The organism is Bordetella genomosp. 9 (assembly GCF_002261425.1).
Lineage (GTDB): Bacteria > Pseudomonadota > Gammaproteobacteria > Burkholderiales > Burkholderiaceae_B > Bordetella_C.
In genome coordinates, this window is the sequence record NZ_NEVJ01000003.1 from 956,649 (window position 1) to 981,098 (window position 24,450).

Annotated in this window: 22 protein-coding genes; 4 read left to right on the plus strand and 18 right to left on the minus strand. The window is 69.1% G+C overall.

Translation table 11 applies throughout. From position 1 onward, the window contains the following. Positions 1–104: 104 nt before the first annotated feature. Complete coding sequence (locus tag CAL26_RS15455; protein WP_094847754.1) at positions 105–578, plus strand: Lrp/AsnC family transcriptional regulator; 474 nt, start codon at positions 105–107, stop codon at positions 576–578. A gap of 5 nt (positions 579–583) precedes the next feature. On the opposite strand, the gene CAL26_RS15460 is transcribed toward CAL26_RS15455, so the two are convergent. The 13 genes from CAL26_RS15460 to CAL26_RS15520 all read right to left on the minus strand — a co-directional run bounded on the left by CAL26_RS15460 (position 584) and on the right by CAL26_RS15520 (position 17,315). Further along, the gene (locus CAL26_RS15460) at positions 584–2,266 is read right to left on the minus strand and encodes a thiamine pyrophosphate-binding protein (protein ID WP_094847755.1); all 1,683 of its coding nucleotides are present in this window, start codon (positions 2,264–2,266) and stop codon (positions 584–586) included. A gap of 10 nt (positions 2,267–2,276) precedes the next feature. Beyond that, positions 2,277–3,545 carry an alpha-hydroxy acid oxidase gene (locus tag CAL26_RS15465; protein WP_094847756.1) on the minus strand — a complete coding sequence of 423 codons (1,269 nt, stop codon included), beginning with the start codon at positions 3,543–3,545 and terminating at the stop codon, positions 2,277–2,279. 64 nt (positions 3,546–3,609) lie between these two features. After that, complete coding sequence (locus CAL26_RS15470) at positions 3,610–4,416, minus strand: enoyl-CoA hydratase/isomerase family protein (RefSeq protein ID WP_094847757.1); 807 nt, start codon at positions 4,414–4,416, stop codon at positions 3,610–3,612. Between the two features lie 42 nt (positions 4,417–4,458). Next, on the minus strand, positions 4,459–5,070 hold the full coding sequence (locus CAL26_RS15475) for a UbiX family flavin prenyltransferase (RefSeq protein WP_094847758.1): 612 nt from the start codon (positions 5,068–5,070) through the stop codon (positions 4,459–4,461). After that, positions 5,067–6,536, minus strand: coding sequence for a UbiD family decarboxylase (locus CAL26_RS15480; RefSeq protein ID WP_094847759.1), 1,470 nt, complete (start codon positions 6,534–6,536; stop codon positions 5,067–5,069). The genes CAL26_RS15475 and CAL26_RS15480 overlap by 4 nt, the downstream gene beginning before the upstream one ends. Beyond that, positions 6,533–8,161 carry an AMP-binding protein gene (locus tag CAL26_RS15485; RefSeq protein ID WP_094847760.1) on the minus strand — a complete coding sequence of 543 codons (1,629 nt, stop codon included), beginning with the start codon at positions 8,159–8,161 and terminating at the stop codon, positions 6,533–6,535. Before CAL26_RS15485 ends, CAL26_RS15480 begins: the two co-directional genes overlap by 4 nt. 1 nt (position 8,162) lies before the next feature. After that, a complete protein-coding gene (locus CAL26_RS15490) occupies positions 8,163–8,693 on the minus strand; it encodes a (2Fe-2S)-binding protein (RefSeq protein ID WP_094847761.1) in 531 nt (176 codons plus the stop codon). Then, a complete protein-coding gene (locus CAL26_RS15495) occupies positions 8,690–9,523 on the minus strand; it encodes an FAD binding domain-containing protein (protein ID WP_094847762.1) in 834 nt (277 codons plus the stop codon). The genes CAL26_RS15490 and CAL26_RS15495 overlap by 4 nt, the downstream gene beginning before the upstream one ends. Further along, positions 9,520–12,549 carry a xanthine dehydrogenase family protein molybdopterin-binding subunit gene (locus CAL26_RS15500; protein WP_094847763.1) on the minus strand — a complete coding sequence of 1,010 codons (3,030 nt, stop codon included), beginning with the start codon at positions 12,547–12,549 and terminating at the stop codon, positions 9,520–9,522. Before CAL26_RS15500 ends, CAL26_RS15495 begins: the two co-directional genes overlap by 4 nt. Positions 12,550–12,559: 10 nt before the next feature. Beyond that, the gene (locus tag CAL26_RS15505; protein WP_094847764.1) at positions 12,560–13,564 is read right to left on the minus strand and encodes a Bug family tripartite tricarboxylate transporter substrate binding protein; all 1,005 of its coding nucleotides are present in this window, start codon (positions 13,562–13,564) and stop codon (positions 12,560–12,562) included. 57 nt (positions 13,565–13,621) lie between these two features. Next, positions 13,622–15,076, minus strand: a complete 1,455-nt coding sequence (locus CAL26_RS15510) for an aldehyde dehydrogenase family protein (RefSeq protein ID WP_094847765.1) — start codon at positions 15,074–15,076, stop codon at positions 13,622–13,624. Between the two features lie 13 nt (positions 15,077–15,089). Further along, the gene (locus CAL26_RS15515; protein ID WP_256988466.1) at positions 15,090–16,094 is read right to left on the minus strand and encodes a tripartite tricarboxylate transporter substrate binding protein; all 1,005 of its coding nucleotides are present in this window, start codon (positions 16,092–16,094) and stop codon (positions 15,090–15,092) included. A gap of 36 nt (positions 16,095–16,130) precedes the next feature. Continuing rightward, entirely contained in the window at positions 16,131–17,315 is a 1,185-nt protein-coding gene (locus CAL26_RS15520) for a mandelate racemase/muconate lactonizing enzyme family protein (RefSeq protein ID WP_256988467.1), read from the minus strand. Between the two features lie 138 nt (positions 17,316–17,453). On the opposite strand from CAL26_RS15520, the gene CAL26_RS15525 reads away from it, so the two are divergent. Beyond that, complete coding sequence (locus tag CAL26_RS15525; RefSeq protein WP_094847766.1) at positions 17,454–18,356, plus strand: LysR family transcriptional regulator; 903 nt, start codon at positions 17,454–17,456, stop codon at positions 18,354–18,356. A gap of 87 nt (positions 18,357–18,443) precedes the next feature. Here CAL26_RS15525 and CAL26_RS15530 read toward each other — a convergent pair whose 3' ends face one another. Continuing rightward, a complete protein-coding gene (locus tag CAL26_RS15530) occupies positions 18,444–19,175 on the minus strand; it encodes a pseudouridine synthase (protein ID WP_094847767.1) in 732 nt (243 codons plus the stop codon). A gap of 192 nt (positions 19,176–19,367) precedes the next feature. On the opposite strand from CAL26_RS15530, the gene CAL26_RS15540 reads away from it, so the two are divergent. Next, complete coding sequence (locus CAL26_RS15540) at positions 19,368–20,042, plus strand: chorismate--pyruvate lyase family protein (RefSeq protein WP_094847769.1); 675 nt, start codon at positions 19,368–19,370, stop codon at positions 20,040–20,042. Positions 20,043–20,048: 6 nt separating this feature from the next. Here the strand turns inward: CAL26_RS15540 and CAL26_RS28360 are convergent, their stop codons facing one another. From CAL26_RS28360 to CAL26_RS15555, 3 genes are all read right to left on the minus strand, one after another. Continuing rightward, positions 20,049–20,684: a hypothetical protein gene (locus CAL26_RS28360; protein WP_094847770.1), complete on the minus strand. Its 636-nt coding sequence runs from the start codon at positions 20,682–20,684 to the stop codon at positions 20,049–20,051. Positions 20,685–20,836: 152 nt separating this feature from the next. Continuing rightward, positions 20,837–21,376: a YaeQ family protein gene (locus tag CAL26_RS15550; RefSeq protein WP_094847771.1), complete on the minus strand. Its 540-nt coding sequence runs from the start codon at positions 21,374–21,376 to the stop codon at positions 20,837–20,839. 49 nt (positions 21,377–21,425) lie between these two features. After that, complete coding sequence (locus CAL26_RS15555) at positions 21,426–21,857, minus strand: winged helix-turn-helix transcriptional regulator (protein WP_373454482.1); 432 nt, start codon at positions 21,855–21,857, stop codon at positions 21,426–21,428. A gap of 94 nt (positions 21,858–21,951) precedes the next feature. Here CAL26_RS15555 and CAL26_RS15560 point away from each other — a divergent pair, with 94 nt between their 5' ends. Continuing rightward, on the plus strand, positions 21,952–22,554 hold the full coding sequence (locus CAL26_RS15560) for an FMN-dependent NADH-azoreductase (RefSeq protein ID WP_094847773.1): 603 nt from the start codon (positions 21,952–21,954) through the stop codon (positions 22,552–22,554). A gap of 22 nt (positions 22,555–22,576) precedes the next feature. Here the strand turns inward: CAL26_RS15560 and CAL26_RS15565 are convergent, their stop codons facing one another. Then, the gene (locus CAL26_RS15565; RefSeq protein WP_094849904.1) at positions 22,577–24,448 is read right to left on the minus strand and encodes a dipeptide ABC transporter ATP-binding protein; all 1,872 of its coding nucleotides are present in this window, start codon (positions 24,446–24,448) and stop codon (positions 22,577–22,579) included. Positions 24,449–24,450 lie beyond the last annotated feature (2 nt).

The window sequence follows — 24,450 nt, forward strand, 5'->3', positions numbered from 1 at the left end:
TGATCATGCTAAACGCGGCGGCCCGGCATAGGGCATCGAAATAAACGTCCAGATCGCAGGCAGGCGGCATAAAATGCTGCTACGTATAGTCATGGAGGCATTTCATGCCGACACCCATCCTGGACGCCACCGATCGACGCATACTGGAGGTCCTGCAGACCGACGCCAGCATCACCAATGTGGAGCTGGCGCGGCGCGTCCATCTGTCGCCATCGCCCTGCCTGGCACGGGTCAAGGCGCTGGAAGCGGCGGGCGTGATACGCGGCTACGTGGCGCTGGCCGACCCGCTGGCGCTGGGCCTTAGCCTGAACGTGTTCATCCAGGTGAGCCTGGAGAAGCAGATCGAGTCGGAACTGGAACGGTTCCAGCAGGCGATGGCGGCCTATCCCGAAGTCATGGAGTGCTATCTGATGACGGGCGACGCCGATTACCTGTTGCGCGTGGTCGTGCCGGACATGCGCGGACTGGAACGCTTCATCGTCAGCGACCTGTCGCGCATACCGGGCGTGAAGAACATCCGTTCGGGCTTCGCGCTCAAGCAGGTGAAGTACCAGACCGCGTTGCCCTTGCCGCAGTGAAGGGCTCAGCCGGCGGCCGCGCCGCGCAGGCCGGAAATGGTCAGGCGCGGCGATAGCGCGTCCTGGCTGACGCGCAGCTCCAGCAAGGCAGGCGTGCCGGCCGAACGCGCGCGCGCCAGGGCAGCGGGGAAATCGTCCGTGCGTTCGACCACCTCGCCGTACGCGCCATAGGCATGCGCCATCTGGGCGAAGTCCGGATTGCGCAGCTCGGTGGCGCACACCCTGCCGGGATAGTGGCGTTCCTGGTGCATGCGGATGCTGCCGTACATGCCGTTGTTGACCACGATCACCAGGATGTTCAAGCCATACTGCACGGCGGTGGCCAGCTCCTGCCCGTTCATCAGGAAGCAGCCGTCGCCGGCGAAGCACACCACGGTCCGATCGGGATGGGCCAGCTTGGCCGCCACCGCCGCCGGCATGCCGTAGCCCATGGTGCCGCTGGTGGGCGCCAGCTGGGTGCGGATGCCGCGGTACTGGTAGAAGCGCTGCACCCACAGGGTGTAATTGCCGGCGCCGTTGCTGACGATGGTGTCGGCTGGCAGTTGCTCGCGCAGGTGCACCATGACGCGGCCCATATCGACGGGACCGGGCATCGGGCCGGGTTGCAGATTGTCCAGATAGTCGTCTCGCGCGCCTTGCGTCCACGCCCGCCACGGCGCGGGCGCGGCCGGCGCCGGCAAGGCCGCGGCGGCCGCGGCGAAGGCCGGCATCGCGGCGTTCATGATGAGATCCGCATGGTAGACGTGGCCCAGCTCTTCCGGATCCGCGTGAACGTGGATCAGGCTTTGCGCGGGCCGCGGCACGTCCAGCAAGGTATAGCCGTTGGTGGTGGTCTCGCCCAGGCGCGCGCCGATGGCCAGGATCAGGTCCGCGTCCCTGATGCGCTGCGCCAGGCGCGGGTCCATGCCCAGGCCCGCTTCGCCGACGTAATGGGAATGCTGGTTGTCCAGCAGGTCCTGGCGGCGGAAGGCGCAGGCCACCGGCAGGTCGAAGGCCGTGGCGAAGGCCGCCAGGTCGTCGCTGGCGTCGCGCGTCCAGCCGCCGCCGCCCAGGATGGCCAGCGGACGCCGCGCCCGCGCCAGCCGCGCCGCCATCTCCCGCATGGCGTCGGCGGACGGGCTGGCCTGGGCGCGCTGGAACGGCGGGCTGTCGGCGACGGCGGCGCTTTCGGCCAGCATGTCTTCGGGCAGCGCGAGCACCACCGGCCCCGGCCGGCCCGACGTGGCGACGTGGAAGGCGCGGTTGATGTATTCCGGAATGCGCGCGGCGCTGTCGATCTGGTCCACCCATTTGGCGATGTGGCCGTACATGTGGCGATAGTCGATTTCCTGCCAGGCTTCGCGGCCCATGCAGTCGCGGGCGACCTGGCCGATGAACAGGATCAGCGGGGTGGAGTCCTGCCGCGCGGTGTGCACGCCGATGCTGGCATTGGTGGCGCCCGGGCCGCGGGTCACGAAGCAGATGCCGGGCTTGCCGGTCAGCTTGCCGTGCGCTTCGGCCATGTGGGCCGCGCCGCCCTCCTGCCGGCATACCACCAGGCGGATGGCGTCGCGCGCGTCGTGGAACGCGTCGATGGCCGCCAGGAAGCTTTCGCCGGGTACGCAGAAGGCGGTGTCCACGCCATGGATGCGTAGCGCGTCGATCAGGATCTGGCCGCCGGTGCGGGATGGGGGCTGCTTGGGGGTCATGCTGTCTCCTCTATCGGTATTCGGTGGCATCGCGCATGGCCGCGTTGTCGGGAGCCATGCCCGCATCGGCGCCAGGAATGGGCTTGCCCGCCACGCGCCAGTCGCCGCCAGGCGGGCCGCCCGGCAGCGCATCCGCGCGGCACAGGAAATCCTGCCCAAGGCCCGCCACGTCGGGGCAGCCCAGCAAGGCCAGGTCGACGTCGATCTCGCGCCGCAGCAGCGCCAGGGCGTGGACGGCGCCACGCTGCCCGCCGGCCGCCAATCCGTACAGGGCCGGCCTGCCGACGAAGGCCGCATGCGCGCCCAGCGCCAGCGCCTTGAGCACGTCGGTGCCGCGGCGGATGCCGCCGTCCAGGATCAGCGTGAGCCCGGGCGCGGCGGCGGCAATGGCGGGCAGCGCGTCCAGCGACGCGACGCTGCCGTCCAGCTGCCGCCCGCCGTGGTTGGACACGAAAATGCCGTCCAGGCCGATGGCGCACGCGGTCGCCGCGTCCTGCGCGCGCAATACGCCCTTGACCAGCAGGCGGCCTTTCCAGCGTTCGCGTATCCAGGCGATTTCCTGCCAAGTCATGGCGGCGCGTCCCGCCCGATGGTCGCCGCGCGCCGCGGCCACGATGGGCCCGCCGCGCTCGGCGGTGAAGTTCTCGAAATGCGGAATGCCCTGGCGCAGCAAGGTGCGCGCGAAGGTCCGCAGCGCCCAGTGCGGGCGGATCGCCCCGCCCCACAACAGGCGCGGGCTCAACCGCAAGGGAATGCTGAAACCGTTGCGCAGTTCGTTTTCGCGGGTGGATGCGATAGGCACGTCCACGGTCACCACCAGCACCGCGATGCCCGCCCGCTCCAGCCTTTGCAGCAGGGGCGCGATGACGTCGCGATTCGCGGGCAGGTAACCCTGGTACCACATGTCCGGGTTGGCGGCGGCGACGCGCTCCAGCGGCGTGGTGGACGCCGCGCTGAGCACGAAGGGCACCTGCGCGGCGCGTGCCGCCCGCGCCAGCGCCACGTCGCCGTCATAGCCGCACAGGCTGACGACCCCCATCGGGCTGATGCCGACCGGCGACGCATAGCGCACGCCGAACAGTTCGACTGCTTGCGATCGCGCCGACACGTCCACCAGCGGACGTGGCAGAAAACGCCAGCGATCGTAGGCCTGGCGATTGGCGCGCAGCGAGGCGTGATCCTCGCTCGCGCCGCTCACGTAGCCATAGATGCTGGGCGGCAGGCGGCGCCGGGCGGCGTCCGCCAGGTCGGCGATGGACAGGGCCGATTCCACGGGCATTCGGGTCTTCCTGTTCGTTGGTGATGGCGGCGCGCGCCCGGCGTGTGCCGTCCGATGTCCCTGCTCAGCTGCCGCGGAAGGTCGGCGCGCGCTTGCCGTGGAAGGCTTCGACCCCTTCGCGGAAATCGTCGCTGCTGCGCAAGCGGCTGTAGCAATGTCCTTCCAGCTCGATGGACGCGGACAGCGAGGCGTCCTCCGTGTCGTTCAACAGCTTCTTGGCGGTGCGCTGCGCCAGCGGCGAGAAGCCCACCAGTTCGGCGACCAAGCGGTCGGTCGCCGCTTCCAGTTCGCCGTTCGGCACGATTTCCGTGGCGATGCCCCAGTCATAGGCCTGCTGGCCCGAAATGCGGCGCGAGCGCATCACGACGTCCTTGGTGCGCGTGATGCCGACCATCTTCTGCAGGCGGGCGGAACCGCCGGAGCCGGGAATCTGGCCCAGCTTCTGTTCCGGCAAGGCGTATTGCGTCGTCTCGGTCACCAGGCGGAAGTCGCAGGCCAGGGAGATTTCGAAGCCGACGCCGAAGCAGTAGCCTCGGTTGGCGGCGATCACCGGCTTGCCGCAGCGGGCCGGCGCGGCGATGTTCCAGGCCAGCTTGGACACGTGCTCGGGCGAGGCTTCCAGGAAGCCCTTGATGTCGCCGCCGCTGGAAAAATGATCGCCGACGGCGCGCAGCACGATGACGCGCACGCGATCGTCGGCATCCAGGGCCTCGAATACCAGCCGCAGCTGGTCGCGTTCGGGCATCGAGATGATGTTGAACGGCGGCCGCTCCAGCACGATGTCGGCACGCGCCCGGGCGGCGTCGACGTGGACCTGGAAGCCGTCGAGTTCGTCGAGCAGCGTGTGGGCGGGATGGTTGATTTGCGGCATCGGGGCAATCTCCTGATTCTCGGGATGTTCAAAGGGCGATGTTCAAAGGGCGTTATCCGCGGCGTCGCCGGCGCCAGGAGAAGGACGCAATCCTTCCCAGCGCCGTACCAGGCCGGCGGGTTCGATGTCGAAGAGGTCCAGCACGCGGCCGACCGTGTGGTCGACCATGTCGTCGATCGACGTGGGCCGCGCGTAGAAGGCGGGCACGGGCGGCAGGATGATGCCGCCCATCTGCGTGACGGCGGTCATGTTCTGCAGGTGGGCCAGGTTCAGCGGCGTCTCGCGCACCATGAGCACCAGCCGGCGGCGCTCTTTCAGCACCACGTCGGCCGCGCGGCTGACCAGGTTGTCGGCCAGCCCGTGGGCGACGCTGGCCAGCGTTTTCATGGAGCACGGCGCGACCACCATGCCGGCGGTCCGGAACGAGCCGCTGGAGACCGCCGCGCCGATGTTCTTCACGTTGTGCACGACGTCGGCCAGGGCTTCGATGTCGCCGCGGCGCATGTCCAGTTCCTGCGCGGCCGTCAGCGCGCCGGAGGCCGACATCACCAGATGCGTCTCCCACCCCGGCATGGCCTTGAGCACCTGCAGCAGGCGCACCCCGTACACGGCGCCGCTGGCGCCCGTGATCGCGACGATCAGCCGCCGTGTCATCGCCGCACACCGCCGGTGGCGAAATCCACGCGCGCGGCCGTGTCGATTTCCGCGGCCAGGTCCACGTCGTCCTCGCCCGGCACGCGCACCTTGGTGAACACGTGCTCGTGGTAGACCACCGGCCGGGTGGCGTCCAGGCCCATCTTGGCGCTGATGCCCTGCTGGTGGGCCGGCGCCGTCTCGCCATCGGCGTGGTTCCAGCCGACCGTGGTGGAAGGATCGAGCACGGACCCTTGCGCGCCGGGTATCACCACCAGGTCGCGGTCCGCCTGGAAGCGCGTGGCCACCGCCCATTCCACCTGCTGCGGATCGTGCACTTCCACGTCGTCGTCCACCACGATGACCTGCTTGATGTCATAGTGGGCGCCGAAGGCGGCGCAGATCACGTTCTTGGGCTGGCCCTCGTGCGTCTTGCGCAGCTTTACGTAGAGGTGATAGCGCCCTACTCCGCCGATCGCGAGGTGCACGTCCAGCACGTTGGGAAAGCTGCGCTGCAGATGCGCCAGCAGCGTCGCCTCGCGCGGAATCGATCCCAGCAGCAGATGCTCCATCTCCGCCGGAACAATGGTGTGGTAGATCGGGTCGCGGCGGTGCGTGATGGCGTCCACCGAGATGACCTCGCGCTGCTCGCGGGCGCTGTAGTACTTGGGAAATTCGCCGAAAGGTCCTTCGGGCTCCAGGTCGCCCGGCATGATGCGGCCTTCGATGACGATCTCGCAGTCGGCCGGCACGCGTACGTCGTTGGTCCGGCACTTGACCACCCTCAGCGGCGCGCCGTGCAGGGCACCGGCGATCTCCATTTCATCGCTGTCCAGCGGCGCGATGGCCTGCGAGGCGAGCATGGTCAGGGGATCGACGCCGATCGCCACGGCGACTTCCAGCGGCTGCTTGCGCGCTTCCGCCTCCTTGTAGAAGGCCCACAAATGGCGCGGCAGGATCAGGATCGCCATGCGGGTCGGCGCGTGCACCTGGATGCGGTGTATCGACACGTTCTGCGCGCCGGTCACGGGATTGCGCGCGATGACCAGGCCGGCGGTGATGTAGGGGCCGTTGTCATGCTCGCTGTGCGTGGGGATGGGCAGGATGTCGCGGACCGCGCCTTCGCGGTGGACGACCTGCTGGCACGGCGCCTGGTCCTGGGGGATTTCCTGCCACGGCAGCGGATGTTCGGCCGCGTCGCGGAAGCGCTGCAGCAACTGGGACTCGGATACGCCGATGGCTTCCGCGATCCAGGCGCGGCGCGCCATGAATCCCGATACCACGGGCACGGCATGCCCGTCCGGCTTGGGAAAATACGCCGCCTGCTTGCCGTCCAGGCGCTTGGCGATGGCCGCCAGGCGGTGCTTCAGGGGCACGCCTTCGCGTACGACCGCCAGGCGGCCGGTGTCCGCCAGGTGGGCCAGCCAGTGGCGCAGGTCCCTGAAGGGCGCGCCGGATGCCGAATTGGAAGATGCGCTGGTGCTCATGATGTTTCTCGGACAGGGTTGGATGGGGCCGAGCCGGCGGGGCCGCACGGCGTACCCAGGGCCTGGTATTCGCCTGCGGCCAGCTTGCGTCGCAGGATCTTGCCCACGGGCGATTTGGGAATCTCGGCGACGAAGACGTATTCGCGCGGACGCTTGAAGTTGGGCAGGTCCGATTGCCGGCAGTGCGTGTCCAGGGCCTGTGCGTCCAGCGCGGGACGCGCGTCGCTGCGCGTCACGAAGGCCACGACGCGTTGGCCCCAGCGCTCGTCGGGCAGGCCGGCGACGGCCACTTCCGCCACGCCGGGGCATAGCGAGATCACCGATTCGATGTCGACGGGCGAAATGTTTTCGCCGCCGCTGATGATCATGTCGTCGACGCGGCCGGTCACGAACAGGTCGCCGTCCGCGTCCAGGTAGCCGATGTCGCCGGTGTAGTACCAGCCGTCACGCAGCGATTTGGCGTCGGCGTCCGGCCGCTTCCAATAGCCTTCGAAAGCCTCGTCGCCGCTCAGGTCGACGATGATCTGCCCTTCTTCGCCCACGGCGGCGACGTCATGCGCGCCGCGCGCGTCCAGCCGCACCACGCGCAGGCGGGTGTTGATGCCGGCGCGACCGGCGCTGCCGGGCTTGCGCAGGGCATCCTGGTCGATGGAAAAGGTGTAGACCTCGGACGAGCCGTAGTGGTTGACGAACAGGCGCGGCTGGAAAGCGCGCTGCAGGCGCTGCAGCAGCGCGTCCTGCATGGGCGCGCCGGCAAAGCCCAGCTTGTCGACGGACGCCAGGTCCGGGCCGGGCCCCGTGCCGCCGCCCTGCCGCTCGCGCTGCACCATCATGTCGTGGTAGAGCGTCGGCACCAGGTAGAGGCAGGTCAGCCGTTCGTGTTCGATCAGCGCCAGCGCGCCGGCCGTATCGAAACGCGGCATGCAGGCGAAAACGCCATCGACCAGGGCCATGGCCAGCAGCGAGCGCACGCCCATGGTGTGGTACAGCGGCATGACGCCCAGCGTGCGTTCGCCGCGTGCGTACAGGTTCTGCGCCACGTGGGCCAGCGCGGCGGCGCGTTCCTGCCGGTGACGCCGCGGCACGCCCTTGGGCTTGCCGGTCGTGCCGGACGTATACAGCATCAGGGAAAAATCGTCGGCCCGCGCTTCGGGTTCCAGCGTGGCGCCGGCGTTGTCCAGCAGCGCGTCCCAGGCCAGGTCCTTGCCGGCGCGCGCCGGCGACGCGGCGGCGGGCGGCAGGTCCACGGCGATGCGCGGCAGCGGTTGGGCGGCGACGCTGCCCAGTACGGCGTCCTGGCTGGCCGGCTCGAAGAACACCGCCCTGGCCTCGGCGTCCGTCACGCAGTAATCGACTTCCTCCGGCTTGGCGCGCCAGTTCAGCGGCACCATGGTGACGCCCATGAACTGGCAGGCCCAGTGCAGCGTGGCCGCCTGGTGGCGGTTCTGCAGGACCGACAACAGCCGATCCCCGTGGGCCAGTCCCAGCTGCCGCAGGCCGGCGACCGTGCGTGCGATCTGCCCATGCCATGCGGCGTAATCCAGGCGCAGGTCGCCGTCGACCAGTGCCAGTGCGTGCGGACTGCGCTCCACGCTTTGCAGAAAAGTTCTTCCCAGGTCGAGCATGTCAGGATCCCGTGGACGATGTGACAGAGAGAGTCGGCGCGGCGCCGCGTTGCGCGGCGGTTTCCAGCACCGCGCGCACGATGGACGTGTAGCCCGTGCATCGGCAGAGATGGCCGGACAGCATCTCGCGCACTTCCGCCTCGGTCGGATCCGGACGCCGCCGCAGGAAGTCGTCGCAGGACATCAGGATGCCGGCCGTGCAGAAACCGCACTGCAGCGCGTGGTGGCGCTGGAAAGCCGCCTGCAGGTCGGACAGCGGCCCGTCGGCGTCGCACAATCCTTCCACCGTGTCGATGCGCCGGCCGTCGGCCTGCACCGCCAACGTCATGCAGGAACGCTGGGCGACGCCGTCGATCTGCACGGTGCAGGCGCCGCAGACGCCGTGCTCGCAGCCGACGTGGGTGCCCGTCGCACCCAGGCCTTCGCGCAGGAAATCCGACAGCAGCGTGCGCGACGCGCAGGCCGCGCCGCGCTCGACGCCATTCAATTGCAGCCGCACCGTGTGCAGGCTGTCGCGGGCGATCTGCTTCATGGGTTCCTTGTCTCCGTGGCCTCGCGCAGCACCTGCGCGCCCAGCCGCCGCACCAGGTGGCGGCGGAAGCTGGCGCTGGCATGCGCGTCTCCCTGCGCGTCCAGCTGCCAGGCAAAATCGTTGAGCGCGCTTTCCAGGTCGGCGCCGCGCAGATCGGCCGGCCAGCACGCCAGCCGCGGCCGATCCGCCACACCGCCGACGGCCAGGCGCAGCCCGCCGGGACCGGCGACGGCCGCCACCGCGACGATGGCGAAATCGCCGTGGCGCGCGGAAAACTCGGTGAAGGCGCAGCGCTGTCCGGCCGCGGCCAGCGGAAAGCGCACTTCCTGCAGCAGCTCGTCCGGCGCGCGCGCCGTCATCAGCATGCCCTGGAAGAAATCCTCGGCCGCCACCGTGCGCTTTTCGGCGGCGCGCCGCAGCACGACTTCGCCGCCCAGCGCCAGCAGCGCCAGCGGCAGTTCCGCGCTGGGATCGGCATGGGCCACCGACCCGCATACCGTCCCGCGATTGCGGATCTGGAAGTGCGAGATATAGGGGAATATCCGCTGCAGCAGCGGGACCTCATGCGCCAGGCTTGCGCGCCACTCCACGCTGGCCTGCGTCGCGGCGGCGCCCACCGCCAGCACGCCGCCGTCCGCGCGCACATAGTCCAGGTCCGCCGTGCGCGAGATATCGATCAAGGCGGCCGGCTGGGCCAGGCGCATGTTCAGCACGGCCATCAGCGATTGCCCGCCGGCCAGGATGCGGGCGTCCTCGCCCAGCCTGCCCAGCAGCTCCACGGCCTCGTCGGCGCTGTCGGCGCGCAGGTAATCGAAGGCGGCCGGCTTCATCGCGAGACTCCCAGGCGGCGCAGCAGCCGGCGCAGCCAGGAAGGTCGCGGCGCCGCCGTGGCCGCGACGCCGGCGGCCTGCCGGCCCAGTTGCTCGAACAGTTGCCGCAAGACGATCTTGGCGGCCCCCTCCAGCATGCGGCCGCCCACCGCGGCCACCTTGCCGGATACCTGGGCTTCATAGTCGTAGCGCAGCAGGCAGCCGCCATCGCGCGGTTCCAGCGACACCACGCCGCTGCCCTGCGCGGCACCCATGCTCGACAGGCCCGAGCCCGCCAGCCGCAGGCGATGCGGCGGATCCAGGTCGCTCAGCGCCACCTCGGCGGCGTAGCGGGCCTTGATCATGCCCACGCCCACGGTCACGTCGGCCCGATAGCGGTGCGGTCCGATCTCCTCCAGGGCATGGCAGCCGGGAATCACGCGCGCCAGCGCCGCGGGATCCATCAGTACGTCGAAGACCGCCTGAGGCGTTGCCGACAGCGCGATCTCGCCGCGCGCCGACAAGGCCTTGCCCTTGGCATCGGCGCCGCCGGCGCGGCCGGCGGGCTTGGTGTCGGAGGTGGCGACCGCGGCGGACGGCGGCGGATCGTCGATGCCGATCAGCGCCATCACGCGCGCCGGCGTCAAGGGCAGTTCGATGTCCTCGCAACCCAGCGCATCGGCCACCGCGTTCGCGATACAGGGCGGCGTGCTCATGTTGTTGCCCTCGCCCAGGCCCTTGGCGCCCAGCGGCGTGTAGGGGCTGGGCGTCTCCAGATGCAGGATCACCGGCTCGGGGACCTCGCAGGTGGTCGGCACCAGGTAGTCGGCGAAGGTGCCGGACTGGAAGCTGCCGTCATCGCCGTAGCGGAATTCTTCCATCAGCGCCGCGCCCAGGCCCTGGGCGAAGGCGCCGCGTATCTGTCCATCGGCCAGCGCCGGGTTCAACAGCGTGCCGGCGTCGTGCGTGGTGACGTAGCGATCGATGCGCACCCGGCCGGTGTCGCGATCCACTTCCACGGCGCAGATATCGAAGGCGAAGCCATAGGCGGCCGACGTGTTGATGCGATCGTCGTCGTCCGGCGGCGTGAGCTGCGGCGGCGTCCAGAACGCCGTCTCGCGCAGTCCCGGCGCCTCGCCCGCGGGCAGCAATCCGGGCGCCCAGTGCGGACCGGCGGCGAAGCGGGCGAACGGCAGGCCGCGCGCCGGGTCATGGCGCGGATAGACCTTGCCGTCCTCGAACACCACGTCGTCCGCGTCGCACGCCAGCGCCGCGGCGGCGATGCGCGCCAGCTTGTCGCGCAGCCGCTGGCAGGCGATGTGCAGCGTGCCCGCCACGGCGCCGGCGAAACGGCTGGAATAGTTGCCCGCGGCGACCGACCACGCATCCTTGGTGGTGTCGAACTCCACGTTCACCATCACGTCTTCGATGGCCACGCCGAACACCTCGGCGGCCACCTGGGCGCACACCGTGCGATGCCCCTGCCCCGCCGGCGACGACGCCACGGTGACGGTGATGCCGCCCAGCGGATCGATGGCCACGGTGGCCGCGGCGATACCGCCGTTCTTGGGACCGGCCTTGGCGCGCTGCTCGCGCGTCAAGGCGGTGGTGATGTAGCCCATGTTGGAAATCGACGGCTCGACGATGGCCGCGAAGCCGATGCCGTAGAGCCGTCCCTGCGCACGCGCGGCCGCCTGGCGGGCGCGCAGCTCGTCCAGCCCGCCTTCGCGCACGGCCATCTCCAGCGCCTGCTGGTAATCGCCGGAATCGATCAGGGCGCCCGCGGCGGCGCGGTAGGGAAAGGCGTCGCGGGGAATGAAGTTGCGCCGGTAGACATCCAGCGGATCCATCTTCAATTCGACCGCGATGCGTTGCGCCAGCCGCTCCAGCACGAAGTACGTCTGCGCCCCGCCGAAACCGCGCACCAGGCCGGTGGGCGTCTTGCTGGTCAGCACCACGCGATTGCGCACCCGCAGGTGTTCGATCGCATAGGCACCGGTCAGGCAGCCATGCATCCGGTAGAAGGTGGCGGGCTCGGGCGCGCGCAGGTAGCCGCCGCAGTCGTCGAACTGGTCCAGCGACAGGGCCAGGATGCGCCCGTCATGGTCGATCGCCGCTTCCGCATGGCACAGGCGCGCGGTGGCCGACGTGGCGGCCGCCAGGTGCTCCAGCCGGTCTTCCACCCACTTCACCGGCGCGCCGGCCTTGCGCGCGGCCAGGCACATCAGCACGACCGGGCTCATCACCGCCTGCTTGACGCCGAAGCTGCCGCCGGAATCGGGAAAGGTGCGATGGCGCAGCCGGTTGCCCGGTATCTTCAGGGCCATGGCCATCACCGTGTGCAGCGAGAACGGCCCCATGAAGTTGGACTGGACGTCGTAGCCGTCCTGCTCGGAAAGGAACTGCGCCACCACCACCGCGGTCTCGATGGGCGTGCAGGAATTGCGCGGATAGCGCAGGGTCAGCGCGATGCGCCGGGGCGCGGCCGCGAAGGCGGCTTCCGGATCGCCGTAGCGGAAGCTGCGGTCGCTGACCACGTTGCTGCCCACCTGCTCGTGCAGGACGGGCGCGTCGGCCGCGATGGCGCTTTCGATGTCGGTCACCGGCCCCAGCGGCTCATAGTCGGCTTCCACCAGTTCCGCCGCGTCTTCCGCCAGGTAGCGGCTTTCCGCGACCACCACGGCCACGGGCTCGCCCACGTAGCGCACCTTGTCCACCGCCAACGCCCACAAGTCCATCGGCTGCTTGACGCCGACGATGAAGGGCTTGGACCAGCGCCGCACGTCGGCGCCGGTCAGCACCGCGCGTACGCCGGGCATGGCCTCGGCGCGCGCGGCGCGGACCTCCCGCAGCCGGGCATGCGCGTGCGGCGAACGCACCACCGCCGCGTGCAGCGTGCCGGGCCGCAGCGCCGCATCGTCGCCGTAGCCGCCGCGGCCGGTCAGCAGCGCGCGGTCTTCGACGCGCGGCGTCGCGCGGCCCAGATGCCGGCGCCGCGCCGGCGCCTGTCCGGCGGCCGTATCGGGATCCAGGGTGGTCAGGGTCATCGTGCTGCGCTCACTCGGCCCGGATACCGGCCTTCTTGATCACCGGCTCCCATTTGCCGTCCTGCGCCTGGAAGAACTTCTCGAAGTCGGCCGTGGATCCGCCCAGTATCTGGACGCCTTGCGCGTCGAACACCGATTTCACGTCCTGGTCCCGCAAGGCCTTGTTCAACTGCGCGTTGAGCTTCTCGACGATGGGCTTGGGGGTGCCGCGCGGCGCCGCCAGGCCATACCAGACCGAGACCTCGAAGCCGGGATACCCTTGTTCGGCCACCGTCGGGATGTCGGGCACCGACGGCAGGCGCCTGGCCGTGGTGATGCCCAGGGCGCGCATCTTGCCCGCCTTGATCTGCGGCAAGGCGTTGGGCAGGTTGTCGAACATGACGTCGACCTGTCCGCCCAGCAGGGCCGTGACCATGGGCGCGCTGCCCTTGTACGGAATCTGGTTCATGTCCGTGCCGGTCACGTTCTTGAAGTACTCCATCGCCAGGTGCAGCGACGTCCCGCTGCCGGCGGACGCATAGTTCATCTTGCCGGGATTCGCCTTGGCCCGGGCCACCAGGTCGGGCAGCGACTTGATGGGCGATTCGCTGCGCACCAGCAGCACGTTGGGTGTCTCGCCCGCCAGCAATACCGGCAGGAAGTCGCGCTTCGTGTCGTACGGCAGCTTGGGATAGATGTATTGGTTCACCACCAGCGGGAAGCCCACCACCACCAGCGTATAGCCGTCCGGCGTGGCACGGGCGCCCGCTTCCGTGCCCACCACGGTGCCGGCGCCCGGCCGGTTTTCCACGATGGCCGGCTGGTGCCAGGCTTCGGTCAGCTTCTTGCCCAGCACGCGCGCCATGGTGTCGTTGAAGCCGCCGGGCGTATACGGCACGATGATGCGTATCGGGTTGTCCGGGTAACTGCCCGCGTCGGCAGCAGCGGCCGGCGCATTGGCGAGCGCGGCGGCCAGGGCCATGCCTGCCATGGCCAGCAATGCGCCGCGGCGGCGCGCGAAATTCCTGTTCTGCATTCGTCCCTCCTCGTTATGGCGGCATCGGTGGACCGATGCCCGCGTCTTCGCCCGCGATCAGGCGACCCCCACCTGTTGGTAGATGTGCTTTATTTCCTGGAAATCGATCAGGGCGTCGTAGCCATGCAGGCGCCCCAGGCCGCTGCGCCGGTAGCCGCCGGTCTCCGCTTCGGCGAACAGTTTGTTGTGTTCGTTGATCCACACGGTGCCGTTCTTCAGCGCCCGGGCGACGCGCATCGCGCGGGCGCCGTCGCGGGTCCATACGCTGGCCGACAGGCCGTATTCGGAATGGTTGGCGCGCGCGATCGCCTCGGCCTCGTCCTCGAAGCGTTCGATCACCACCAGCGGCCCGAATATTTCTTCCTGGATGAAGAACGCCCCCGTGTCCCGGTGCGCCACCAGCGTGGGACTCAGGAACGCGCCGCCCGCCAGGGCGCCGCCCAGGCGCTCGCCGCGCAGCACGACCTCATCGGCGGCTTCCATGGCCCGCGCGATGCGCGCGCCTACGCTGTCCGCGGCCGCCACGTCGATCAGCGGCCCCATGCTCGCGCCTTCGGACAGGCCGGGGCCGACCCGCTGCGCGCGCAGGGCGTCGGCCAAGGCGCGCTTCATGGCGTCGTAATGCCGCGCATGCACCAGCACCCGGCGCGCGGCCGTGCACTGCTGGCCGCTGATGATGGTCGCCGCCGCCGCCAGCGCGGACGCGGCGGTGGCGATGTCGGCGTCCTCGAACACCAGGCAGGACGACTTGCCGCCGAGTTCCAGCGACAGCTTTTTCATGGTGGGCGCGGCCGCGGCCATGATGCGCTGGCCGACGGCGTTCGAACCGGTGAAGCTGATGACGTCCACGTCCGCCGACTCCACCAGCCGCGCGGCCACGGCATGTCCCGCTTCGCTGACCAGGTTGACCACACCGGGCGGCAGGCCGGGGGCCTCGTGCAGCGCGGCGATCAAGGCGGCGCTCAGCAGCGCGGTCTGCGGCGCCGGCTTGATCACCGCCGTGCAGCCGGCGGCCAGCGCCGGCGCCAGCGAGCGGATCAACAGCACCGCGGGCGCGTTCCACGGCACGATGATGCCGGCCACGCCGGCGGGCTCCTTCAACAGCGTCGAAAACGCGCCGGGCTCGACCTCGAACACATGACCCGGAAGATAACGCGCCAGCCCGGCGTAATAGCGGATCTCGGATACCGCACCGGCGATCTCGCCGCGCGACTGCGCCAGCACCTTGCCGTTCTCCAGCGTCAGCAGCCGCGCCAGCGTGTCGGCGCGCGCCTCCATCGCGTCGGCCCAGCGCAGCATCACCATCTGCCGCAGCCGCGGATTCTGCGCCCACGACGGCTGGTCGAAGGCGCGCCGCGCCGCCGCGATCGCGTCATCGGCGTCGACGCGCTCGGACGCGGCATAGCGCCCCAGCACGCTGCCGTCCGCTGGGTTCAGGCTATCGCCCCACTGGCCGCCTTGCGCCGGGCGCCATTGCCCGTCGATCAGATTGCTCGCCTGCCTGGATTCCATGTGCCCGCGCCCCTCATTCGACAGTGATGTGGCCGTCGCGAACGACCTTCTTCCACAAGGCCACCTGCGTCGCGATGAACGTGCGGAAGGCCTCCGGCGTGCCGCCGTCGGGCACCACGCCCTGCTGGGCAAAGGCCTCCTTGACGTCGGGCATGGCCAGCACCTGGTTCAGGTCGCGATTGAGCTTGTCGACGATGGCTGGCGGCGTGCCCGCCGGCACGACGAAGCCGTGCCAGGACTCGACCTCATAGCCCGGCAGGCCGGCTTCGGCCGACGTCGGCAGTTCCGGCATCAGCGGCGAACGCTTCGCGCTGGCCACCGCCAGCGGCCGCACCTTGCCGGACTTCAGGAAAGGCAGCGCGTTGGGCAGCAGGTCCATGGCCACGTCGAACTGGCCGCCGGCCAGGTCGGTCAGCATGGGGGTGCTGCCCTTGTAGGGCACCTGCGTCATGCGGGTGCCGGACATGTTCTCGAACAGGGCCATCGCCAGGTGATTGGACGAGCCCGGGCCCGACGACCCGTAGTTCAAGGCGCCCGGCTTGGCCTTGGCGGCCGCCAGCACGTCCTTCAGGCTGCGCAGGGGACTGCCCGCGTGCGTCACCAGCATCATGGGCGACCGGCCCGCCAGGATCACCGGCGTGAAGGCCTTTTCGGTGTCGTAGGGCAGCTTGTACAGCGAAGGATTCGACGCGAAGGGAAACTGCACCACCAGCAGCGTGTAGCCATCGGGCGGCGACATCGCCACGGTCTGCGTGCCGATCACCGTGCCGCCGCCGGGCTTGTTCTCGACGATGACCGTCTGCTTCCACATGGGTCCGAGCTTGGCGGCGACCAGGCGCCCCAGGGTGTCGTTGAAACCGCCCACGGGATACGGCACCACGATGCGCACCGGCTTGGACGGATAGGATTCATTCTGGGCCCGCGCCAGGCCCGGGCCCATGATCAGGCTCGCGCCCAGCAGGGCCGCGGTCAACGTCGATAGAAGGCTGCGGCTCACCGCGAACCGGAATGCATGCATGCCAGGTCTCCTCGTTTTCTTATGGATGGAACTGCGTCAGGCGTAAGCCGGCCCTTCGATGGGCGGATGCGCCGACAGGAAAGCCTCGTCGACCTCCACGCCGATACCCGCCCCGGATGGCGGCGCGACGCAGCCGTCCTCGCCGATGGCGAAAGGCGTGGCCACGAGCGCGTCGCGAAAAAGATTGCCGCGCGATACGTCGGCCTCGAAATAGCCGCCGTGGTCGAGCGCCGCCAGCACATGCAGGGTGGCCGCCATATTGATGCCCGTCATCGACGAATGCGGATGCACCTTCAGCTTGTAGGCCGAGCCCAGCGCCGCGATGCGCAAGGTTTCCGTGATGCCGCCGGTCTTGGACAGATCGGGCTGCAGGACGTCGACCACCCGGTCATCCACCAGCCGGTTGAATTCGAAGCGCGTGTAGTGGTTCTCGCCCGCCGCGAAGGCGATCCGGCCGAAGGCGCGGGCGCGTTCGTAATTGCGGTAGTCATGGGCGGGAAACGGTTCTTCCAGCCAGCCCACGCCCAGGTCGTCCAGGGCGGGTATCGCCTGGCGCGCATCGTCCAGCGTATAGGCGGCATTGGCGTCGGCCAGGATGGCCAGATCGGCGCCGAAGGCCTCGCGCACGGCCCGCACGCGTGCGATATCGCGGGTGACGGAATCGCCCAACCGCAGCTTGACGGCCTTGTATCCCGCGCGCACGTGCGTGCCGGCTTCTTCCACCAGCGCGGCCGGCTCCTGCCAACCGAGCGCCACGCCGCCGGCGTAGGCGGGGATGCGCCGGGCCGCGCCGCCCAGCAGGCGATACAAGGGCCAGCCGACCGCCCTGGCGCGGATATCCCACAGCGCCATATCCAGACCGCTCATGGCGATGGCGCAGCCCGCGCCGATGCCATGGCTGGCAAGCTGCCGCGTGTAGACGCGTTGCCAGACGCCATTGACGTCGGCCGCGTTCATGTCCAGCACCATGGGCCGGAGCGCGTGATTGACGAAATGCGCGATGCTGGAATGGGCGCGGCCGTGATGCGATTCGCCCCATCCCACCAGGCCGCCCGCGGTCGTCACCTTCACGACCACGGCATCGCGCTTCAGCGTGCGGCCCACGCCCAGGCGCACGCTGTGCGCCGGCGGCACCGGAAAGGACGTGGCCCAGGCCTGGATGTCGGCGATCGCGAGTTCCGGGGCGTCGTCGGCCTCGCCATGTATCGGCATGGGCTGCATGAATCCTGTCTCCTCGGCGCGGTCTCGAGCGGACCGGTTGGAGAAAGTTTAGGAACCGCTTAACATCAGGTCAATTAATATTAAATTATCCTTTCCATCACTCTAAATGATGGGTGGAACGAGACGGAGCGCGAGACGATGGAATTCCGGCAGATTCAGTATTTCGTCTGTCTGTACGAGGAAGGCTCGGTGACGCGCGCCGCGCGGCGGCTCAATATCGTGCAACCGGCGTTGAGCATGCAGATCGCCAAGCTCGAGCAGGAGACCGGACGCCAGTTGTTCGTGCGCAGCTCCAGCGGCATGCAACCCACGCCGGAGGCGCGGCAGATGTACCGGATCTTCATGCCGGTGCTCGCCGATTTCGCCCGCGCCCGCGAACAGGTGATGCAGACGGACGCCGAACTGAGCGGCCAGGTGCGCGTGGGCATGATCGCCACCATCGCGCAGGGCGTCATGGTCGATGCCCTGATGGAGTTCACGCAGATGCATCCCAAGGTGGCGTTGGCGCTGGTCGACGGCTACAGCGGCGGCCTGATCGACGCGGTGGCCGGCGGGCAGCTGGACGCCGCGGTCATCAACAAGCCGCGCCGGCCGCTGGCCCTGGCGACCGAACCGATCACCGAGGAAAACCTGGTGCTGGTCACGGGCAGCCAGCATCCTGGCCTGCCGGCCGACATCCCGCTGCGCCGCCTGGCGGGATTGAAGCTGGTGCTGCCCACGCGCCAGCATGGCTTGCGCGGCATCATCGAAAGCTTCGCCCAGGCGGAAGACGTGGATCTGGCGCCCACCGTGGAAATCGATTCGATCAGCGCCATCCTGAAGCTGGTGCACGGCAGCGACTTCGCATCGGTGCTGCCGCAGATCGCGGTGACCAGCGAAATCGCCCTGGGCCGCGTGCGCACCCATGCCATCGTGCGGCCGCGCCTGACGCGGCAGGTCGTGTGCGTGACGCACCCGCGCCGCACGCCCGGCGCGGCGGCCACAGCCTTCCTGCGGGTGCTATTGGCGCACGTGCACGATATGGCGACCGCGTCCGCCTGAGATCGAGCCATCCGGATACCGGGCGATGCCGCGGCGACGCATCACGACCGCATCACATGAGGTGGCCACGGCATACGCGCAAGGCGTTCAGAAGCGCTCGTCGTCGCGCAGATAGCGCCATTGGCCCGGCTGCAGGTCGCCCAGCATGACGCGGCCGATGCGCACGCGCTTTAGGCCGATGACTTTCAGTCCCACCAGTTCGCACATGCGGCGGATCTGGCGCTTCTTGCCTTCCCTCAGGATGAAGCGCAGCTGGTCCTGGTTCTGCCAGGACACCTTGGCGGGCTTCAATGGCTTGCCGTCCAGCGACAGGCCGTGGTTCAGCAGCGCCAGGCCCTGCTCGCCCAGGCGCCCCTGCACCCGCACCAGGTACTCTTTTTCGATGCCGGAATCCTCGCCGATCAACTGCTTGGCGATGCGGCCGTCCTGGGTCAGCACCAGCAGGCCGGTGGAATCGATATCCAGGCGGCCCGCGACGGCCAGCCCGCGCAAGTGGGCACGATCGAAACGCAGCGGCGAACGGTCGTTGGCGGCCCGCGACCGCGGATTGATCAAGGCGGCGGCCGGCTGGTAGCCGTCTTCCGCCTGCCCGGAGACGTAGCCCATGGGCTTGTGGATCAGGATGGTGACGCGCTCCTGCTGCCGCGCCTGGGCGGCGCGCTCCAGCGTGATGGTCTGGCTGGGGTAGGCCTTCGCGCCCAGTTCGGCGACGACCTCGCCATCCACGCGCACCCAGCCGCGCTCGATATAGCTGTCGGCCTCGCGCCGGGAACACAGGCCGCGTTCCGACATGAGCTTGGAGATACGTACTTTTTCCATGGAGCGCGTCGTGAAAGCCGACATTCTAGCGGCTTTGGGCGGGCGGTCCGACGCGATCGCCGGGACCCGGCTGCCGTGGGCCCACGGCGGCGGCGGGTGCGGCGACGTCAGCCGCTTCCGGCTCGGGTGGGGAGTCGCCTGCTTTCCGTCGATGGCGGCAGCGGCGGCGCGCTTGCGGGATAATACGTCGCCATGAAGATTCCTCACCCCCGCAGTCGCGGCTGGACGCCGCACCCCCTACCCGCCTGCACCCCCACCCAGAAGTTCTGGCTGTTCCGCCCCGGCGCATTGACCGCCGGCCTGCGCCAGCTGGGCGAATTCCGCCTGCGCGTGCTGGCCGAATATGCGCAGGCCGCGCCCGCCGACGAAGCGCGGGCCATGCGGCTGCGCCCCGGCTCGATGGTCTGGGTGCGTGAAGTCCTGATGTCGGTCGATGGCATCGACGCCGTGGCCGCGCGCAGCCTGACCCCGCTGGAGGCCTCGCGCGGCATATGGCAGGGCATGCGCCGCCTGCGCACCCGGCCCTTGGCCGATATGCTGTACCACGACCGCACCGTGCGCCGCACCGCCTTCGAATGCCGCCGCCTGGCGCCGGGCGTTCCCTTCTACGCCACCGCGCGCGCAGTCGTCGCCGAAGCGGCGGACGGCTCGGCGGATGGCAAGGTGGTGGACATCCGGTACTGGCCGCGCGGCGCGAACTTGAACATGAACGCGAACCCGCACGGCGCGCGGCAGGCGGCCATCGACCGCGCGTCGCGCATCCTGGCGCGGCGGTCGGTGTTCTGGCGCCACGGACAGCCCTTGCTGGTGGCGGAAGGCTTCATGCCCGGGTTCTGGGACAAGGCCGGCGATCGCCGCCCCGCATAGCGAACGTCAAACGCCCGCCGTCACCGCATCCTCGTCGCGCCGCGCCCGCGGCTGCGACGGGGCGCTGGACGCTCCGACATCCCCGCTCTGCCGCGTCCGCGGCTGCGCCGGGACACCCACGCCCTGCTGCGGCTGTGACGCGGCGCTTGCCGCTTCGGCATTTTCCTTCAGCCGCTGCGCGACCTGCGCCGCCACCTTCGCCTGGTCTTCCGGCGACATGGCGTCGTACTGTTCCTGGCTGATCCCCATGCTGGCCAGCATCATGTAGAACATGCGCTTGCCCAAGGGCATGGACAGATAGTCGGACAACTGTTCCGCCGCGGCGGATTTGGCGCCTGGACTGCCGGCGGGCGCGCCGTGCGCCGCCGCCCACTGCTCGGGATCGGCCATGCTGTAACGGTTGCCCGCGCCGGATGCGCCGGATGTGCCGGATGCACCAGCCGCGCCGGACGCGCCGGACGTGCCGATTGACGGGACTCCGTTCGCCGCCCCGCTGCCGGCGGCGTGCCTGAACAGCTGATCGAAGCCCCCAGCCACCCCGCCATCGCCGGACGCGCCCTGGTCGGCGGCCTTGTCCCGCGGACGCCCGTTCAACAAGCCGACGGTGGCGTTGGCGATGTCCTGCAAACCGAAATTGCCCATACCCGATCCTTTACGCGGACGGCAGGCCGATTCGCGCCCGCTGCATGGGCATGGGCGCCGGCGTGCTCTGCAATGGGCGGATCATAGCGCCGCACGGACCGGTCGCGAGCAGGAGAACAACGGGCCGGAATCCCGCCTATTCCGGCTTGCGATCACTCGCGCCAGGTCTCCGGCACGACGACCACGCTGCCGGCGGCCGCGGTCACGTAGACCTCGCCGTCCTGCACGTTCAGGTCCAGCGACATGGTGCGCTCGGCCAGTTCGCCCAGCGCCTGCGTCTGCTGCGCCGGCAGATTGATCACCTTCAGGTTGCGCGCGCGGGAGAGACGATCGCGTATGCCGTCCCACCAGATCTGGCTGGCGTGGCCGCCGTAGCAATAGACCAGCACCTGCTCCGCGCGACCGCAGGCCTTGAGAATACGCCGTTCGTCGGGCTGCCCGACCTCTATCCACAACTCGATGGCGCCGGTCAGGTCCTTGCGCCAGACGTCGGGCTCATCCGTTTCGCTCAGGCCCTTGGTGAAGGCCAGCGATTCATCGGCATTCAAGGCATAGGCCAGCATGCGCACCATCATGCGCTCGTCGGTTTCCGACGGATGCCGGGCGACGGTCACGGCATGGCTGCCGTAATACCGGCGATCGTTGTCCGCGATATTCAGGTCCGCTTTGTAGATGGTCGCGCGCAATGCCATGGATGTCTTGTCCGCCTATGAAGCCCGGCATGATACCGCCATGCGCGGGTCACTGGATGCGATGCACCCTGGACACGTAGGTCCCCGGACCGGAATCGGGGCTGGCCTCGTCGTTTCCGCGCTGGTCGAAATCGCTGCGCGCCGCCTCGATGGCATCGAGATGGCTGATTGTCCAATTGCCCAGCGGATCGATCGACGCCATCATGGATGCGCCCAGTTGGGTCAACTCGTACTCCACGCGCGGCGGGACCGCGGGAAATACCGTCCGCTTGAGCAGGCCGTCACGTTCCAGGTTGCGCAGCGTCAAGGTCAGCATGCGCTGCGAAATGCCGTCGGTGGCGCGCTTGATTTCGCTGAACCGGAGCGGCCCGCCACGCAGGCGCCCCATGACGCGCATGGACCAGCGGTCGGCGATGCGCGACAGCACGCCGGAGACTTTCTCGCAGACCTTGGGATCATGGTCAACAGTGGGGTCGGTCACATCCATGTACCTCGGTATAAAAAAAGTGCCTTCTTGTGGGACCCGGCCCGGACGCCGAACATGCGGCCACCGAAACCATGGATTACGCCGCATCATGAAGCTTCTGCACATCGACGCCAGCATCACCGCGCCCCAGTCCGTCAGCCGTACGCTGTCCGACGCCATCGTACAGCGGCTGCGCCATACGATACCCGACCTGGCAATCACGCGCCGCGACCTCCACGCCGATCCGCTCCCGCATCTGTCCCTGGCCACCCTGCCGTCCAGCCATCCCATGGTGGCCGCGACCGCCGACAGCGAACGGGCCGTCGCTGCCAGCCAGGCGGTGCTGGACGAATTCCTGGCGGCCGACATCGTCGTGGTGGGCGTGCCCATGTACAACTTCACCATCCCCAGCCAGTTGAAAGCCTGGATCGATCGCCTCCTGGTGCCGGGCCAGACCTTCGCCTACGGCGCGGATGGCGTCAAAGGCCTGGCCGGCGGCAAGCGCGTCATCCTGGCCCTGGCGCGCGGCGGCGCCTATGGCCCGGAATCGCCCGCGGCGGCGGCCGAGCATGCCGAGTCCTACCTGCGCACGGTATTCGGTTTCATCGGAATCACCGCGCCCGAAGTCATCGTGGCCGAAGGCCTGCAAATGGGGGCGGATCAGCGCGCCCGCGCCCTGGAAGATGCCCAGCGCGCCGTCCAGGCGCTGTAGCCGGCAAGCCGCCACCCGCCATTCACATGGCGGGATAGGCCCCGACCGCATGCCGCGCCACGTAGTGGCCGGGCGACACCTCGACCAGCGGCGCGACGACAGGCTCGTCGCCCACCTTGCGCACCGGACTGGGGATTTCGTCGACCAGCAGCGAACGCTGGCGATGGCGCCGCTGCGGATCGGCGATCGGTACCGCGGCCATCAGCTTCCTGGTGTACGGGTGCTGCGGGTTCTCGAAGATGGCCCGGCGCGGACCGATCTCGACGATCTGCCCCAGATACATCACCGCCACCCGATGGCTGACACGTTCGACCACCGCCATATCGTGCGATATGAACAGGAACGACACGCCCAGCTCGCGCTGCAGATCCAGCAGCAGGTTGACGATCTGCGCCTGGATGGAGACGTCCAGCGCCGACACCGACTCATCGGCGATCACCACCTTGGGATTCAGCGCCAGGGCCCGCGCGATGCACACGCGCTGGCGCTGGCCGCCGGAAAACTCGTGCGGATAGCGCCCTATCATTTCCGGCACCAGCCCACACTTGTCCATCAGCCAGCGCACGCGCTCCTGCGCCTTCGCGCCCTTGGCCACGCCGTGGATCAGCAGCGGCTCCATGATGGAGTCGCCCACTGTCATGCGCGGATCCAGCGAACCGAAGGGATCCTGGAAAATGAACTGGATGTGCCGGCGCAGCGTCTGCATGGCCGCGCCGCGCAGCGCGCCGATATTGCGCCCGTCGAACTCGATGGTGCCGCCCTGGCTGTGCACGAGCTGCAACAGCGAACGGCCCGTCGTCGTCTTGCCGCAGCCCGATTCGCCGACCAGCGACAACGTCTCGCCGGGATAGAGATCGAAGCTGACCTTTTCCACCGCATGCACCCGGCGCTGCACTCGTCCCAGGATGCCGCCGGCGATGTCGTAGCGCGTGACGAGGTCGCGCACCTTCAGCACCGGGCCGTTTTCCCGCCGCACCGTGCTTTCGACCACGCGGCGCTCGGGCGCGGGCGCCGATTGGCCCTGCTCGACGTCGCTGACGGTCAGCAGGGGAAACGGCGCCGGTTCGTCCGTGCCGTGCATGGCGCCCAGGCGCGGCACCGCCGACAGCAGCGCCCGCGTATACGCATGGCGCGGATGGGCAAAGACCTCGTCGGAGCCGCCCTCTTCCACCTTGTCGCCGCGGTACATGACCAGCACGCGGTCGGCGACTTCCGCCACCACGCCCATGTCGTGCGTGATGAAGATCACGCCCATGTTCATCTCTTCCTGCAGCTGGCGTATCAGTTGCAGGATCTGCGCCTGTATCGTGACGTCCAGCGCGGTGGTGGGCTCGTCGGCGATCAGCAGCTGCGGCTTGCACGACAGCGCCATCGCGATCATCACGCGCTGGCGCATGCCGCCGGACAGCTGGTGCGGATAGCGGTCCAGCACGGATTTGGCTTCCGGGATGCGCACCCGTTCCAGCATGCGCAGCGTCTCGGCACGCGCCTCCCCGGCATCCAGACCCTGGTGCAGCCGCAGGGCCTCGGCGATCTGCACGCCGGCCGTGAAGCTGGGGTTCAGCGACGTCATCGGCTCCTGGAAGATCATGGCGACGTCCGCGCCGCGCACGCGCTGCAGCGTGGCTTCGTCGGCGGCCGTCATGTCCAGCATCTCGCCGTTGCGGCGGCGCAGCCGGATCGAGCCGTTGACGATCCTGCCGCCGCCGTATTCGACCAGCCGCATCAGCGCCAGCGAGGTCACCGACTTGCCCGACCCGGATTCGCCGACGATGGCCAGCGTTTCGCCGCGATCGACGTGGAAGGACACATTGCGCACGGCTTCGACGGTGCGGTCGTGCGTCTTGAAACGCACGGTCAGGTCGTTGACGTCAACGACGCGGTTCGATTCCATCG